Source organism: Williamsia soli (assembly GCF_017377795.1).
GTDB lineage: Bacteria > Actinomycetota > Actinomycetes > Mycobacteriales > Mycobacteriaceae > Williamsia > Williamsia soli.
Genome location: NZ_JAFRDR010000006.1, coordinates 312,060 through 326,306 on the forward strand (window position 1 = coordinate 312,060; position 14,247 = coordinate 326,306).

The 14,247-nt window shown below is 65.2% G+C and carries 13 protein-coding genes; 7 read left to right on the forward strand and 6 right to left on the reverse strand.

The window, feature by feature from the left end; genetic code table 11:
• Positions 1 to 187: 187 nt before the first annotated feature.
• Positions 188 to 850: an NAD(P)H-binding protein gene (locus J3S28_RS18105; protein WP_207842097.1), complete on the forward strand. Its 663-nt coding sequence runs from the start codon at positions 188 to 190 to the stop codon at positions 848 to 850.
• A 7-nt stretch (positions 851 to 857) separates the two neighbouring features.
• Here the strand turns inward: J3S28_RS18105 and J3S28_RS18110 are convergent, their stop codons facing one another.
• The 3 genes from J3S28_RS18110 to J3S28_RS18120 all read right to left on the reverse strand — a co-directional run bounded on the left by J3S28_RS18110 (position 858) and on the right by J3S28_RS18120 (position 3,872).
• Entirely contained in the window at positions 858 to 1,772 is a 915-nt protein-coding gene (locus tag J3S28_RS18110) for a carbohydrate kinase family protein (protein ID WP_207842098.1), read from the reverse strand.
• A gap of 4 nt (positions 1,773 to 1,776) precedes the next feature.
• Complete coding sequence (locus J3S28_RS18115; RefSeq protein WP_207842099.1) at positions 1,777 to 2,427, reverse strand: class II aldolase/adducin family protein; 651 nt, start codon at positions 2,425 to 2,427, stop codon at positions 1,777 to 1,779.
• Between the two features lie 71 nt (positions 2,428 to 2,498).
• Positions 2,499 to 3,872 (reverse strand): styrene monooxygenase/indole monooxygenase family protein, encoded by a 1,374-nt coding sequence (locus J3S28_RS18120; RefSeq protein WP_207842100.1) that lies wholly within the window; start codon positions 3,870 to 3,872, stop codon positions 2,499 to 2,501.
• 177 nt (positions 3,873 to 4,049) lie between these two features.
• Between J3S28_RS18120 and J3S28_RS18125 the strand changes: the two genes are divergently transcribed.
• Positions 4,050 to 4,676, forward strand: coding sequence for a nitroreductase family protein (locus tag J3S28_RS18125; RefSeq protein ID WP_207842188.1), 627 nt, complete (start codon positions 4,050 to 4,052; stop codon positions 4,674 to 4,676).
• A 4-nt stretch (positions 4,677 to 4,680) separates the two neighbouring features.
• On the opposite strand, the gene J3S28_RS18130 is transcribed toward J3S28_RS18125, so the two are convergent.
• Positions 4,681 to 5,073, reverse strand: coding sequence for a VOC family protein (locus J3S28_RS18130; protein ID WP_207842101.1), 393 nt, complete (start codon positions 5,071 to 5,073; stop codon positions 4,681 to 4,683).
• Between the two features lie 100 nt (positions 5,074 to 5,173).
• Here J3S28_RS18130 and J3S28_RS18135 point away from each other — a divergent pair, with 100 nt between their 5' ends.
• On the forward strand, positions 5,174 to 5,986 hold the full coding sequence (locus J3S28_RS18135) for a mycofactocin-coupled SDR family oxidoreductase (RefSeq protein WP_207842102.1): 813 nt from the start codon (positions 5,174 to 5,176) through the stop codon (positions 5,984 to 5,986).
• 73 nt (positions 5,987 to 6,059) lie between these two features.
• On the opposite strand, the gene ykgO is transcribed toward J3S28_RS18135, so the two are convergent.
• Positions 6,060 to 6,182 carry a type B 50S ribosomal protein L36 gene (gene ykgO, locus J3S28_RS18140; RefSeq protein ID WP_084835712.1) on the reverse strand — a complete coding sequence of 41 codons (123 nt, stop codon included), beginning with the start codon at positions 6,180 to 6,182 and terminating at the stop codon, positions 6,060 to 6,062.
• A 69-nt stretch (positions 6,183 to 6,251) separates the two neighbouring features.
• On the opposite strand from ykgO, the gene J3S28_RS18145 reads away from it, so the two are divergent.
• The 4 genes from J3S28_RS18145 to J3S28_RS18160 all read left to right on the forward strand — a co-directional run bounded on the left by J3S28_RS18145 (position 6,252) and on the right by J3S28_RS18160 (position 12,652).
• Positions 6,252 to 7,760 (forward strand): carboxyl transferase domain-containing protein, encoded by a 1,509-nt coding sequence (locus J3S28_RS18145; protein ID WP_207842103.1) that lies wholly within the window; start codon positions 6,252 to 6,254, stop codon positions 7,758 to 7,760.
• A 146-nt stretch (positions 7,761 to 7,906) separates the two neighbouring features.
• On the forward strand, positions 7,907 to 8,341 hold the full coding sequence (locus J3S28_RS18150) for an SRPBCC family protein (protein ID WP_207842104.1): 435 nt from the start codon (positions 7,907 to 7,909) through the stop codon (positions 8,339 to 8,341).
• A 39-nt stretch (positions 8,342 to 8,380) separates the two neighbouring features.
• Positions 8,381 to 11,725: a DEAD/DEAH box helicase gene (locus J3S28_RS18155; protein WP_207842105.1), complete on the forward strand. Its 3,345-nt coding sequence runs from the start codon at positions 8,381 to 8,383 to the stop codon at positions 11,723 to 11,725.
• Between the two features lie 117 nt (positions 11,726 to 11,842).
• Entirely contained in the window at positions 11,843 to 12,652 is an 810-nt protein-coding gene (locus tag J3S28_RS18160; protein WP_207842106.1) for a hypothetical protein, read from the forward strand.
• Positions 12,653 to 12,732: 80 nt separating this feature from the next.
• Here the strand turns inward: J3S28_RS18160 and J3S28_RS18165 are convergent, their stop codons facing one another.
• Positions 12,733 to 14,211, reverse strand: a complete 1,479-nt coding sequence (locus J3S28_RS18165) for a flavin-containing monooxygenase (RefSeq protein WP_207842107.1) — start codon at positions 14,209 to 14,211, stop codon at positions 12,733 to 12,735.
• Between the last annotated feature and the right edge of the window lie 36 nt (positions 14,212 to 14,247).

The window sequence follows — 14,247 nt, forward strand, 5'->3', positions numbered from 1 at the left end:
CCTTGTCGAGCAAACCCACCCGCTCCGGGCACAACCAGGTGATGCAGCACCTGGGTGTGCCGGGAGCGGGTGGGTTTGTCTCAGGCACCCGTGAGCCGACGACGCCGGTGGAATGCCATCGCTGATGGTCTTGTTGGACCAACAAGTGCCCTAGCAGGGCAAGCCCATCAACGACGAAGGGATTCACATGTCACGTGTCGCCATTATCGGAGGCCACGGCAAGATCGCGCTCCAGCTCGCCAAGATCCTGACCGGCGAAGGCCACGAGGTCAGTTCGCTGATTCGTAACCCGGATCAGTCCGACGACATCAAGGCGACCGGCGCGACTCCGGTCATCGCCGACGTCGAAAACCTCTCCACGGACGAGATCGGTGAGGCCATCAAGGGTCACGACGCCGTGGTGTTCTCGGCCGGTGCCGGCGGAGGCAACCCGGACCGTACGTACGCGGTCGACCGGGATGCGGCGATTCGCAGCATCGATGCCGCCCTGAAGGTCGACGTACCCCGCTACCTGATCGTCTCGTACTTCGGTGCCGGACTGGATCACGGAGTGCCCGAGAGTGATTCGTTCTACGCCTATGCCGAGGCCAAGGCCGAGGCGGACGACTATCTGCGTAAGACGACTCTGCTGTGGACGATCATCGGACCGGGCAAGCTCACCGACGACGCCGGCACCGGCCGGATCGCGACCAAAGAGCGCGGCGCCGACTACGACGGGGTTCCACGCGCGGACGTCGCTGCGGTCATCGCCGCAGCACTGCAGACGCCGTCGAGCGTCGGAACCACCATCGATTTCGTCAGCGGCGAGACCCCGATCGCCGACGCTGTCAAGGGCGCCGCACCCGCGTAACCGCTGGTCAGTCGGGTAGTGACGCCGTCGCCGACGACCAGTCGACGTCGCCGTGGTCACTGCCCAGGCCCGTCGCCACCACCCCGGCGACCGCGCATCCGAGTTGTGCAGCCCGCAGCAGACTGAAGTCGTTCAACCGGCCGGCTATGAAGCCGGCCGAGAACGCATCCCCGCAGCCACTGGTGTCGACGACCTCGACATCGGTGGCTGCGGCGTGTTCGGCCGCAGTGGCCGTCACCACCCAGGCACCGTCGGCACCCGCGGTCACCGCCACGCATCCCACTCCGCGTTCGATCAGCAGGCGACACGCTGCGACGAGGTCGGCGCCCCCGGTGAAGCCGAGTACCTGTTCGTCGTTGGGCAGCAGATAGTCCAGATGCGGCAGAACAGGCTCGATCCACGCCAGCACCCCGGGGTCACCGGGCGCCAGGATGTCGGCCGAAATGGTCACCCCCGCAGTACGGATTTTCTCGAGAGTCGGCGCGAGCTCGGCCGGGTTGAGAAGCTCGGGTGCCCCGATGTGTACATGGTCCGCCGATGTGAGGAGCTCGATCGGGACCTGGTCCAGCGGGTACGTCAGGTTGGCGCCGGGCAGGTGCAGGGCAGGCCGATCGCCGTTGCTCCTGATCGGCAGCACGCTCATCGACGTCGGTTGATCATCTACTCGCAGCAGATGTTCGGTCACGACCCCGAAGCGTTGCAGTTGGGTGATCAGCAGGTCGCCGGAGTCGTCGCGGCCCAGGGCCCCGACGGTGGACACTGCAGCTCCCAGTTTGGCGAGGGTGATCGCCGTGCCGCCCGCAGGACCGGCGGGAACCAGTCGGATGTGTGGGACCAGTACGGCGCCTTGCCCTTCCGGTATCTGATCGACGGGATGTACCACCACGTCGAGAACGTGGGCGCCGAACGTCACTACCTGCATGGTTCTACTTTCTCCGGAGAGGTGAGTAGCCACGCTCCGCGGCGGCCACCGCCACCTGGACGAGTTGTTCCTGGGTGAGCGTGGCACCGGTTCCGACCGCAGCGGTGCGGAGATGGATTTCGGCCAACCATTCCACGAGTTCGATCCTGTCGCAGGCAATTCCGAGCGATTCGCCGTAAGCGACCGAGCCGTGGTTTCGCATCAGTGCTGCCGTCCGTTCGGCGAGAGCGGCCGCAACGGCGTCGGTGAGGGCCTGGGTCCCGAAGATCTCGTGGGGCGCCACGCGCACTGCGCCGCCGAGCAGAGCGGCGGTGTAATGGACGGCCGGTAGCTCGTCGACGAGATTGGCTGCCGCGATCGACGCGACCGGATGCGCGTGGACCACCGCGCCGGCATGTGTGGAGCGATAGATCTCGAGGTGGAGCAACAGCTCGGAGGTCGGGCGGTGCTCGGTGTCCTCGAGCACGTTTCCGTCGAGGTCGGTGACCACCACCTGGTCAGCGGTCATCTCGGCAAGGTCGGCGCCACTGGGCGTTGTGAACACCCGATCGGCGTCTCGAACCGACAGGTTGCCGCCGGTCCCGATCACCAGGCCGCGGGTGGCCAGGCGATGGGCCGCGACTGTGAGCCCTTCCCGCACGACGTCGGAGTCCATGGCGATGAGGTTATCGGGTGGTGGCGGCGATCGGGTGGAGATCGCCGCCACCGGTAGAGCAGGGCGATGATTCAGACGGCAGGCTCCAGCGCGTCGTACTGCGACCGCGAGAACCGGCCCGCGGGAGCGAACTTCGCCAGGATCGAGTCGGCGTCCTCTCCCGTGACCTGCTTGATCAGCGACTTCGCGTCGTCGACCGAGTTGATCGAGAGCACCGGCGACGGGTCGGACAGCAGACCGAACAGGGCGGACCCGAACTTCGGATTGGTCGCCGCAGCAGGGAACAGCACTGAGGCATACTCGGCGAAGAGGGGGTCGCGCAGGAAGATGCGGGTGGCGAGGTTGGCCGCGTCGACGCGGCTTGTGAGGAAGTTGTTGTAGGTGTCGTTGATCCAGGCGTCGTCGAACTCGCCTTCATGGTCCTTGGCGGCGGCGAGGAACTGGGCTGCCTGGATGAAGCCACTCTGGGCTCCCTGTCCGGTGATGGGGTCGTAGGACACGGCGGTGTCGCCCAGTGCGACGATGGAGTGGCCGCTTGCGGTGTGTCCCAGTGCTTTCCGGACCACCGGTCGAACAGCTCCCTGGATCCACGAATGCGGGTCTTCGTCGATGACACGGGTGCTGAGTACCTCGGGAAGGTCCCAGTCGAAGTATTCGCGGTGTAGGTCGATGACGACCTTGTGCGCGGAATGGGCGTCGGTGACCGACTGGAATCGCCGCTCCCATTCGCTGCCCGGCTGTGCCCAGCCGAGGAATGACCAGGATGGCCCGGCGTCCTTGTGCAGATACGGACCCCACCAGCCCTCGCCTTGATCGGCGAAGTTGAAGGCCTGATGTTTGGCTCCCGCCGGACTCCGATGAGCGAACACGTCGTCGCCGTGGCCGAGTCCGGCGACGGTGAGCAGCAGGACGCTGCGCTGGGGGCTCTGGTAGGGCGATCGCGACTCATCGACCGAGAACAGACCGGAGAGACCGGCTTTGCCGGTGGCGACGAAGGTGAGGTCGTTCTCGCCGGCGATGGTGTCAAGGCGCTCGGGGTCGACGTTCTCGACGACGAAGCGCCCACCCTTTTCGAGGAATTGCGTCAGGCGCTCATCGACCTTGAGCCGGGTGTCGACACCGACCGCCTCCCAGCCCGGGAAGTCTGCGTCGAAATCGAGGAGCTCGGAGTAGTCGTGCCCGCTGCCGGTGATGGTCCGCGCACTGATGCCGGTGACCTGGGGTGCGCGGCCCAGGAAATTGTCCACTCCCAGTGCGGTTTCCGATTGCTGTGAAAGTCCGAACGTCACTGCGGTTCCGGTGGCCGGGATGTCCCGGAAGAGGCTCTGCTGATCGCGTTCGCTGTAGACGGTGACGTCGAACCCGGCGTTCAGGAATCCGACGGCTGCTGAAATACCCGTCTGGCCGGCTCCGATGATGGCGACGGAACGGTTGGTGCTGGTCATTCGGCGATCTCCAATGCTGGTCGAATCATATTTGTCTAGAGGCGAATACGGAGAGCATCCGCTCCGGGCCGGATCAGCGGAACCCTTCGGATCAGCGGGAGATTAACTATCGGCGGAATGTCCGACGTCGATGCGAGGCCTGCGACACTGAAGCCAACCGTCGACGTGAGGATCACTGTGACCGACCTGCTGCCCCTGAACCCCGATGAGCTGCTGACCACCACGCGCACCGTGCGCAAGCGGCTCGACCTGGAGCGACCTGTGCCCGTCGAGGTGGTTCGCGAAGCGCTCGAGGTCGCGTTGCAGGCACCCTCTGGCAGTAACAAGCAGAAGTGGCACTGGCTGATCGTCACGGATCCAGAACTGAAGCAGAAGGTCGCGGAGTACTACGCCGCCTCGCATGCCGCGTACACAGGGGCGGTGGACCCGGCCGAGGATCCGGCGCGCGCCCGGATCGTCTCGAGTTCGAAGCACCTCGCGCAGGTGATGGGCGACGTACCGGTGTTGGTCATCGGGGCCATCGAGATCGACGAGGACGAGCTGCCCGCGGGCAACCAGGCCGGACTCTGGGGGTCACTGCTGCCTGCGGCCTGGAGCCTGTCGTTGGCACTGCGAGCACGCGGACTCGGCACCGCGTGGACGACGCTACATCTGCAGTACGAGCGGGAGGTGGCGAAGGTGTTGGGTATCCCGGGCAACGTTCGACAGGGAGTCCTGCTGCCCGTGGCGTATACCAAGGGCACTGACTTCAAGCCTGCACCCCGCAAAGACCTCGACTCCGTCATACACCTCAACGGGTGGTGACGCGCTAGAAGCCCAGGCGCTCGAATCCGTGGCTGACGGCCTCGACGTTGTTTCCGTCTGGGTCGCGGAGAAAGACGCCGTAGTACGTCGGGTGATACTCGGGCCACACGCGCGGCTGGTGCAGGATCTCCGCGCCTTCCGTGACGGCGAGAGCATGCACCTCGTCGACGACCTCGCGGCTCGCCGCGGCCAGCGCGAGATGCACCGGCCGAACGCCGGGGTCCACGAGCGGCCCGAACCAGAGTTCCGGGAAGTCGCCGTTGCCGAGTGCGACGAGCAGGCCATCGGGCCCGTCGAATCGCATCACTTCCTTCACCCCGAGTGGCTCGAAGACACGAAGGTAGAACGCCGCGCTCGCGCCGGGGTCGGCGGACTGCAGACTCAGGTGGTCGATCATGGCCCTGATCGTAGTCCGGCGGGGCCGCCCTGACGTGCGGGTTCGCCTCTCCTGCCTAGAGTGTGGGCGTACAGCACCGAACCGAGAGTGGGTTGCGCACGTGGGACGTCTTACCAACAAGGTCGCATTCATCACCGGGGTTGCCCGCGGGCAGGGTCGCGCGCACGCGGTTCGCCTGGCACGGGAGGGCGCGGACATCGTCGGCGTCGATCTGGCAGGCCCGTTGCCGGGGGTGCCGTACGAGTCGGCGACGCCGGCCGACCTCGCGGAGACCGCCGGGCTGGTCGAGGCCGAAGGTCGAAAGGCGTTGCTGCGGCAAGGAGACGTCCGAGATCTCGACGGATTGAAGGTCTTGGCCGCAGATGCCGTGACCGAGCTCGGTGGCCTGGACATCGTGGTCGCCAATGCGGGCATCTGTATCCCGGCGACCTGGGATGAGGCGACGCCGGACATCTTCCGCGACCACATGGACATCAACGTGACCGGCGTCTGGAACACCGTGATGGCGACGGCGTCTCATCTCATAGATCGTGGCGGCGGTTCGGTCATCTTGATCAGCTCGTATGCCGGAAAGAAGGTGCAGCCGTTCATGGTGCACTACACGACCAGCAAGCACGCCGTGACCGGCATGACCAGGGCCTTCGCGGCCGAACTCGGGGCGCACAGTATTCGCGTCAACAGTGTCCACCCAGGTGCGGTGAGCACGCCGATGGGTTCCGGGGACATGGTGGCGCGGATCGAGGAGACCAACGCGGCGAACCCGAAGCTCGCCTCGATGGGCACCTCGTTCCTCGAGCAGCTCTTCGCCGAACCCGAAGAGGTGGCGAACGTCGTCGCTTTCCTCGCATCGGACGAGTCGTCCTTCATGACCGCCGAACATCTGTCCGTCGACGGCGGCGCCCAGTACTTCTGATCCCGATCTTGGTGGGTTGTGGCGAGCGTTTGCCCAGGTCGGCGCCGCCAGAACCCACCAACACCGGGACGGATCAGCCCTGCCGGGCCTTGAGGCGAGGGTTCTTCTTGTTGATCACGAAGGTTCTGCCGCGACGGCGGACGACCTGGGATCCGGCCTGGTTCTTGAGTGACTTCAACGAGTTTCTGACTTTCACGACGCCTCCTGCTTAATGGGAATGATTATCAATAGTATCGCATCGCGCAAGCCCCTCTACGGTTGACGGGTGAGCGACGAAACACAGGGGCCGGAGAAGGTGCCCGCGACGGAGTTGTTGGCGAAGTTGGCCGATGAGGGCAGTTGGCAACCCTGGGACACGCAGATCACGACGCTGCCCGCAGATCCCGACTATGCCGCCGACATCGCGCGAGCTCGTGAGAAGACCGGTCTGGACGAATCGATCATCTGCGGTGAGGCGACCGTGCACGGCGTCCGCGTCGCAATCGTGGTGAGCGAGTTCGGCTTTCTCGGAGGATCGATCGGCCGGGATGCAGGCCGCCGGGTGGTGTCCGCGATCCGCAGGGCCACCGCGCAGGGGCTCCCGCTGCTGGCGCTGCCGGCCTCGGGCGGAACCCGTATGCAAGAAGGTACTGCCGCGTTCTTGCAGATGGTCAACATCACCGCGGCTGTGGTCGACCACAAGGCTGCGAAGCTGCCGTATCTGGTCTATCTGAGGCACCCGACGACCGGTGGCGTCTTCGCGTCCTGGGGTTCGCTGGGCCACGTGAGCATGGCAGGACCCGGTGCGCTGGTCGGCTTCCTCGGTCCGCGGGTGTTCGAAGGTCTCTATGGCGCCCCTTTTCCTGCCGGGGTCCAGGTGTCCGAGAACCTGCGGTCGCATGGGCTGATCGATCTTGTTGTGTCCGTTGCTGATCTGGGTGTGGCGGTGGCGAAGATCGTTCGGATCCTCGCCGACCCGGTGCGCACGGTCGACGACGCGGCGCCGCGGTCGCGGGAGGCCGGTGTCGCCGAGTTGTCAGCGTGGGACGTGGTCGAGGCATCGCGGCGGCCGGACCGGCCGGGGGTCGCCCAGCTGCTCCGAGTGGCCGCGGAGGAGGCGGCAGAGCTTGCCGGAGGTGGCGAGCTCGACGCCCGGAGCGGAATCGTGCTGGCACTGGCGCGGTTCGGTGGCCACTCGGTGGTGCTCGTCGGCCAGGATCGCAATCGGCAGTTGCCCGGAGCGTTGGTCGGCCCCGCGGACCTCCGACTGGCCCGGCGGGGGATGCGCATGGCGCAGAGCCTTGGTCTGCCGTTGGTCACGGTGATCGACACCCCGGGTGCGGATCTGTCGGTCGACGCAGAAGAAGGCGGCCTCGCAAACGAGATCGCCCACTGCATAGCCGAATTGACGGCGCTGGAGGTGCCGTCGGTGTCGGTGCTGTTGGGTCAGGGTGCGGGCGGTGCCGCACTGGCGCTCTTTCCCGCCGATCGGGTGATCGCCATGGCCAATTCCTGGCTCTCGCCGCTCCCGCCCGAGGGTGCGAGCCTGATCGTGCACCGCGACGTCAACCATGCGCCCGACATGGCCGAGGGTCAGGGTATTCGGGCCACGGATCTACACGCCTCCGGCATCGTGGACGTGGTCATCGCCGAAACCGGCGCACCAGGTGGCTTTCTGCCCGACCTCGGCGCCCAGCTCGCCATCGAACTCGCAGACCTCGCCGCGACGGACCAGTCGGGGCGGGCGCGCCGCCGCGAACTACGTCGACAGCGGATCGGTGGTTCGGGCGCCTGACCGTTTGCCGCGTCATCATCACCGCAGGTCACCGGGTCGGTACGAGTGTGCGCCTACAGTCGGGATCAGGCGCCCGGAAACCCGGCAGGCAGCAATCCGGCTCTCGGTGCCACCGGCCGGGGCCGAGATCTACGAGAGGACGACCCATGGTCGACGTGCAACGCACCTTCACCGTCAGCGCGGACAAAGAAAAGGTGCGCGCCTTCTTGCGTGATTTCGCCAACGCCACCCGATGGGACCCGGGGACTCAGAGTTGTGTCCAGAGCACGCCGGGGCCCGTCACGTTGGGAACCAAGTGGGACAACACGTCGAAGATCGCGGGCATCTCCACCGAACTGGTCTACGAGCTGACCCGCGACGATCCCGAACACATCGTGCTCACCGGGACCAACAAGACCGCGACGAGTGTCGACGACATCAGGTTCGAAGCCGAGGGTCCCGACATCACCGTGGTGACCTATCACGCGCACGTGGTCTTCAACGGCGCCGCGAAGTTGGCGGACCCCATCGTCAAACTGGTATTCCTGCGACTGGCCGACGAGACCGAGAAACAGATGACGAAGACCCTCGAGGCTCTCTGACCCCTTGGTCCGTCGGTAGGTCGCGTTAACCTGCAATCGATGACCACCGACTGGGCGCACCTGATCACCCCGGCGTCGCTCGGCAGCGACTACGACGCCGGTACGATCACACGCGGATCTGCCTACGCCAGGCAGCGCCGGCTGGTGGGCGTGACCTGGGACGACAACAACCGGCGGTTGGTCGGACGGTGCCAGGGCTCCGGGGTCTCCATGTACTCGATGAAGGTCGTCTTCAGCCATCTCGGGCACGAATGGAAGATCGCGGACGCCACGTGTACCTGCCCGGTCGGTTACTTCTGCAAACACACCGTCGCTCTTCTGCTCGACTTCGCCCACACGCCGGGCACCGCGGAGTCGGGCACCATTCCCCTCCCATTGCCGCGCACTCCCGATTGGGAACAGCGGCTGCGGCCTCTGTTGGCGACTCCTCCCGCGCCTGGTGCACCCCTGGCTCTGCAGCTGTTCGTCACGACGCTCGATCCGCAGCGCCGCAGAGGTGGACCGCAGGCCGCCTTGCGGCTGATGCGTCCCGGAACGCGTACCGAATGGATTCGGTCGGGGATCGACTGGCCCACGCTGATGCAGGCGAGCTTCTCCACCTTCGACCCTCGTCAACTCTCGATCCTGAGGATGATGGCGCGCGATTCGACGCAGACGACCCGATACGGACTGCCCAACGGTCTGATGTTGGAGACCGCTCCGGTCACCATCTGGCAACAACTCGACGACGCGCTCGCGGCGGGAGTCCCGCTCCTCGGCGATCCCGCCTCGGGCATCTCGGAGATACGCATCGCCACACAGGCGGCGCTCACCGTCGACATCAGCGGAGACCACGGAGAAGACGCGCAGCTGACCGTCGAGATGGCTGTCGACGGCACCGTGCTGGCGCCGCACGACGTGACCGTGATGGGAAAGCCTGAGCCCCACGGTATCTGCCATCTCGGCGATGAGGGGGTGGCGACGCTCGCGCCGTTCGACCCACACCTTCGCCACGTCGCAGCCCTCCTCGGGACCAAGCCGATCATCATCCCCGCCGGCGACGCCGCCAGATTCACCAACGAGATCCTGCCGCGACTGGTCGACTCGGTCCCGACCCGCGTACGCGACGGACTGTTCACCCCGCCGACCGTCACCGGTCCTGTCGGACTCCTCACTGTGACGTTCACCGAGCAGGTGGCCCACACCCACTGGGCGATAAGGTATCTGGTCAACGATCAGCCCTACGACTTCGACGCGGGATCGTGGACCGCATCGGCTCGGTGGCGGGACCAGGCCGCCGAAGAAGTTCTGTGGGAGACGTTGCGCGGTGCGATGGCTTCGGTGAGGCTGATCTCGGATCGGTCGGTGCTCAAGGCTCTCGCCGCCTATACCGGCGGTGGATACGCGTTCGGCACGGTCCCGCCGCCGGATCAGATCGAGAAGTCTGATCAGCACGAGGCCGTGAGCGCGTTGAGCACGCAGGAACTTCGCCGCGACCTCCACTTCACACTCCTGGAAACGGCCCGTCTGTGCGGTGAGGTCTTGCCCGACCTTCAGGGTCGCGATGATCTGGTGGTCGAGGTCGGCGAGGCAGCGAAGCGGTTCCGGCTTGTCACCGAGCGTGCTCAGGTGCGGTTCACGGCGTCGGACTCGGGCGACTCCGATTGGCTCGGGCTCGACATCACCATGGACGTCGACGGCGAGCAGGTCCTGTTGCTGGATGTCATCGCTGAATTGTCCACCGATGCAACCCATATGCTGCTGCCGTCGGGTGTCTACTTTCCGTTGGACACGCCCGAACTGACCAAGCTGAAAGCGCTGATGGACGAAGCGGAGAAGCTCGGGGAGCTGAAGGAGGGTCGCGCCAATCCGGCGCCGGTCAACGCGACCCTGTGGGAAGAGCTCCTGCAACTGGGGGTCGTCGACGAACAGCTCAAACAGTGGCAAGAACGGATCACCAAGCTCAGCAGCGCGAAGCCTCCGGTGGCCGTGGAACCGCCGCTGATGCTGCGCGCGACGTTGCGCGACTACCAGCTCGAAGGCCTGACGTGGCTGTCCTTTCTGTGGGACAACGGTTTCGGTGGCATCCTCGCCGACGACATGGGACTCGGCAAGACCTTGCAGACGCTCGCGCTGTTCGGTCGCGCGAAGGAGCAAGGCGAAGCCGGCCGGTTCCTGGTGGTGGCGCCGACCAGCGTCGTCAACAACTGGGTGGCCGAATGCCACCGGTTCACCGACTTGACCGCAGTGGCTGTCACCGCCACGCAGAAGAAGCGGAAAGTGGCGTTGGCCGAGGTGGTCGCAGGCGCGGACATCGTGATCACCACGTACGCCGTGCTCCGCCTGGACTTCGATTCCTTCGACCAGTTGGACTGGGCTGGAATGGTTCTCGACGAAGCGCAGTTCGCCAAGAATCACAATTCGAAGAACCACCAGTTCGCCAGGCGTCTCGACACAGCGTTCAAACTCGCCATCACCGGTACGCCGATGGAGAACAATCTGTTGGAGCTGTGGTCGCTGTTGTCGATCACGGTGCCGGGACTGTTTCCCAACCCGAAGTCGTTCGCCGACTACTTTCGTAAACCGATCGAGAAGGGCGAAGATCCGAACAGACTGCCGGTGTTGCGCAAACGGATCAAGCCGGTGATGTTGCGCCGTACCAAAGACCAGGTGGCACGGGACCTGCCGGCGAAACAAGAGCAGACACTCGACATCGAGTTGTCCGCGAAACACCGCAAGATCTATGACACCCGGTTGGTGAGGGAACGTGAGATAGTCCTCGGGCTACTGGGGGACTGGGAGAAGAATCGCTTCCAGATCTTCCGGTCGCTGACGATGCTTCGGCAGCTCAGCCTGCATGCCGGACTCATCGATCCCGCCGATGCCGGGGTGGAGTCCGAGAAGGTCACCTTCATCCGCGAGAAGCTCACGGAACTCATCGCCGAAGGGCACAGTGCGCTGATCTTCAGTCAGTTCACCGGATTCCTCGCGATTCTGCGGCAGGCGTTGGATGCCGACGGAATCCGGTACAGCTATCTCGACGGTTCACTGTCGGCGCGCGAGCGGGCTGCAGCGATCCAAGACTTCACTGCAGGCAAAACCCAGGTGTTCCTGATCAGCCTCAAAGCCGGTGGTTTCGGACTGAACCTCACCGAGGCCGATTACTGTTTCGTCTGCGATCCGTGGTGGAATCCCGCCGCGGAGGCCCAGGCGATCGACCGCACTCACCGCATCGGACAGACGAGGCCGGTCACCGTCTACCGACTGGTGTCGGCGGATACCATCGAGGCAAAAGTTGTTGCGCTCCAAGATCGCAAACGTGAACTGTTCACCGCAGTGGTCGACGATGGCGAGATGTTCTCCTCGGCCGTCGATGCCGACGATATTCGGAACATGCTCGGGTAATCCCCTGAGATCGTCCCGATCTGGGGTGACGAATGGCAATATGCCAGCGGTGGCCCCACTTGGGGACGATGTCAGGGACGTGTGGGTCGAGCGAGGCGTTCACAACGTCCAATCGGCATGGAGCGTGGGGTTTTCAGCACAGCTGAGCTGCAGCGGGTGGGCTACGACGACTGGCAGATCCGCAAGGAGATCCGAGACGGGCGACTGATCCGTCTGCGGGCCGGGTGGTATGCGACGGCGGCCGCCGATCGGGTTGTGGCGGAGGCCGTCCGAAGGGGAGGTGCACTCAGCTGCGTCTCCGCACTGAAGTGCCATGGCTTGTGGGTGCCACCGGGCTATGACCGGGTTCACGCGCGCGCGAGCAAGCATGGCAAGCACAAGCGCACACTCTTCTGCCAGGGACCCGGCCGGGCTCTGCCGGTGCTCACCGCACTCGATCCGATTCCGATCGCCCTGGGCTGCGCGGCGAAGTGCATGACCGAGGAGGATTGGATTGCGGTGTGCGACTCAGCGCTCAACAAAGACAGAAGGGTCAGCATCGCCGAGCTACAACGCGAGATGGGAGTCGTTCCCGCCTGGCTGCGCGACATGATGGCGAAGTGCGATCCGAGGTCGCAGTCCGGGACGGAGACGTTGACCCGCCTGCGCCTGCGGGCGGCCGGATTCACTGTCCACGTGCAACCGGAGATTCCCGACGTCGGGTGGGTAGACCTCCGGGTCGGCCGCCTGTTGATCGAATGCGACAGCGAACGTCACCACACCAGCCTGGAGAACTATCGGAACGACCGGCGCCGGGACCGCAACGCCCTGCTGGGCAGATGGCTGACGATGCGGATCACGTACGACGACGTCCTGTACGGCTGGGACGACGTGCTCGCCGATGTGCGAGCCATTGCCCGTACCGGTCGTCATCGGATTCGGCCCTGAGATCGTCCCCACTTGGGGTGCCGGTTGGCAATATGTCAATGGTGGGTGGTTCTGGGGACGATCTCAGGGGATTTCCGCGGTCACTGGTCGATCAGCGCCCGGTAGCGCGCTTCGCGGTCGGTGAACTGCTTCGAGGTGATGCCACCAAAGCTGGCCGCGTCGCGCGCATAACGTTGTGGCGCATCGGGAAGCGCATCGGATCCTTCGAGACGAAAGCTACTGGGTGCCAGCGGTCCGAAGAGCAATGCGCGACGAAGATCTGGCCATTTCTCGAGATCCGGCTCGACACCCGCCGCCCGCGCGAACGTCAGTGCGGCCAGGTTCATCCGGGTTTTCTGTGGAAGTCCGCGGCGCGACCGATAGGCCTCGATGGCCTGGCGTCGGACCGTGTCGCCGGTGGGCGGAATCGAGCCGCCCCATTCGTAGGCGATCCATCTCGCCTGCAATTCCAGGGGAACGAAATAGCCGCCCGACTGGTCCCACATCCCGACGAACGCGAGTCCCGGCAGATCAGGGTGGAACGTGTGGCGGTCGGCGTCGAGGTGCTGGGCATCGAGGTCGAGGACCCCGCGAATGTCTGGATCGAGGAACGGGATGTCGAGGTCGAACCCGGTGCCGAAGACGATTCCGTCGAACTCGTCATCGGGTCCGTCAGCGAAGGTGACAACAGTGCCCGAGATGTGGTCGATCCACGGTCGCACGGTGATACGACCTTCGGCGACGAGTGGCAGGTATTGCTGGTTGAGGGTGACACCGGCGGCGAACAGCGAGGGATTCGGAGCCGGTGCCCCGTACTGCTCGGGACTGCCTCCGGCCTCGACCACGATCTCCTTGAGTTGCCGGTCGATTTCGGAGGACTTGAGCCTTTCGGTGGAGAGGGTGCCGTATCGGGTGAAGATCCGGTGGTCCGACGGCACACCTGCCGCGAACTTCGGCAGGACGTACCGCTGGCGTCGTTGGGTGATCACCACTCGAGCGGCACCGAGTTGAGCGAGCTCAACGGCGATCTCGAGGGCACTGATCGCGCAGCCCGCCACCAGGACAGACTTGCCGCGATACGGAGCCGGCCCCCGATAGTCGTACGACGAGATCACGCCCGCTGCACCGGCGAACGTCTCGAGCCCGGATACCGGCGGGATGGCCGGTTTGTGGAATCGTCCGCTGGACACGACGACGCGGTCGAATCGTTCTGCAGTCCCGCTATGGCTCAGCAGCCAGCCGTCGCCGTCTCGGCTGAGCAGATCGACTCGGGTCCCGAGTCGGGTGCGGGTCAACAGGTCGAACTTCTCGGCATACCCGTGCAGGTAGGCGAGAATGTCTCCGTTCGAAGGAAATACGCGATCGGTGACGTGATCGAGATCGCTGAACGCCGTCAGCACCCGGCTGGTGTTGGTGTGCATCGACGGCCAGATGCCGCTGCGTCCCTCGATCCCGGTCCATTGCCCGCCCACCGTCGGACCCTGATCGAAGATCGTCGGCTCGAAGCCCTGCGATAGCAGCCACCGCGCCGCGACCAGCCCTCCTGGGCCGGCCCCGATGACCGCAACTCTCTCCGTCATCGCCGAAGTGTGACACGGCCCGGCCCTGAGATCGTC

Excerpts from the sequence above, each read along its gene's own strand:
- J3S28_RS18115 (WP_207842099.1), bottom strand. The coding sequence starts at position 2,427 with ATGGACTCCGACGTCGTGCGGGAAGGGCTCACAGTCGCGGCCCATCGC.
- J3S28_RS18165 (WP_207842107.1), bottom strand. The coding sequence starts at position 14,211 with ATGACGGAGAGAGTTGCGGTCATCGGGGCCGGCCCAGGAGGGCTGGTC.
- J3S28_RS18155 (WP_207842105.1), top strand. The coding sequence starts at position 8,381 with ATGACCACCGACTGGGCGCACCTGATCACCCCGGCGTCGCTCGGCAGC.
- J3S28_RS18120 (WP_207842100.1), bottom strand. The coding sequence starts at position 3,872 with ATGACCAGCACCAACCGTTCCGTCGCCATCATCGGAGCCGGCCAGACG.
- J3S28_RS18110 (WP_207842098.1), bottom strand. The coding sequence starts at position 1,772 with ATGCAGGTAGTGACGTTCGGCGCCCACGTTCTCGACGTGGTGGTACAT.
- J3S28_RS18105 (WP_207842097.1), top strand. The coding sequence starts at position 188 with ATGTCACGTGTCGCCATTATCGGAGGCCACGGCAAGATCGCGCTCCAG.
- J3S28_RS18150 (WP_207842104.1), top strand. The coding sequence starts at position 7,907 with ATGGTCGACGTGCAACGCACCTTCACCGTCAGCGCGGACAAAGAAAAG.
- J3S28_RS18130 (WP_207842101.1), bottom strand. The coding sequence starts at position 5,073 with ATGATCGACCACCTGAGTCTGCAGTCCGCCGACCCCGGCGCGAGCGCG.
- J3S28_RS18160 (WP_207842106.1), top strand. The coding sequence starts at position 11,843 with ATGGAGCGTGGGGTTTTCAGCACAGCTGAGCTGCAGCGGGTGGGCTAC.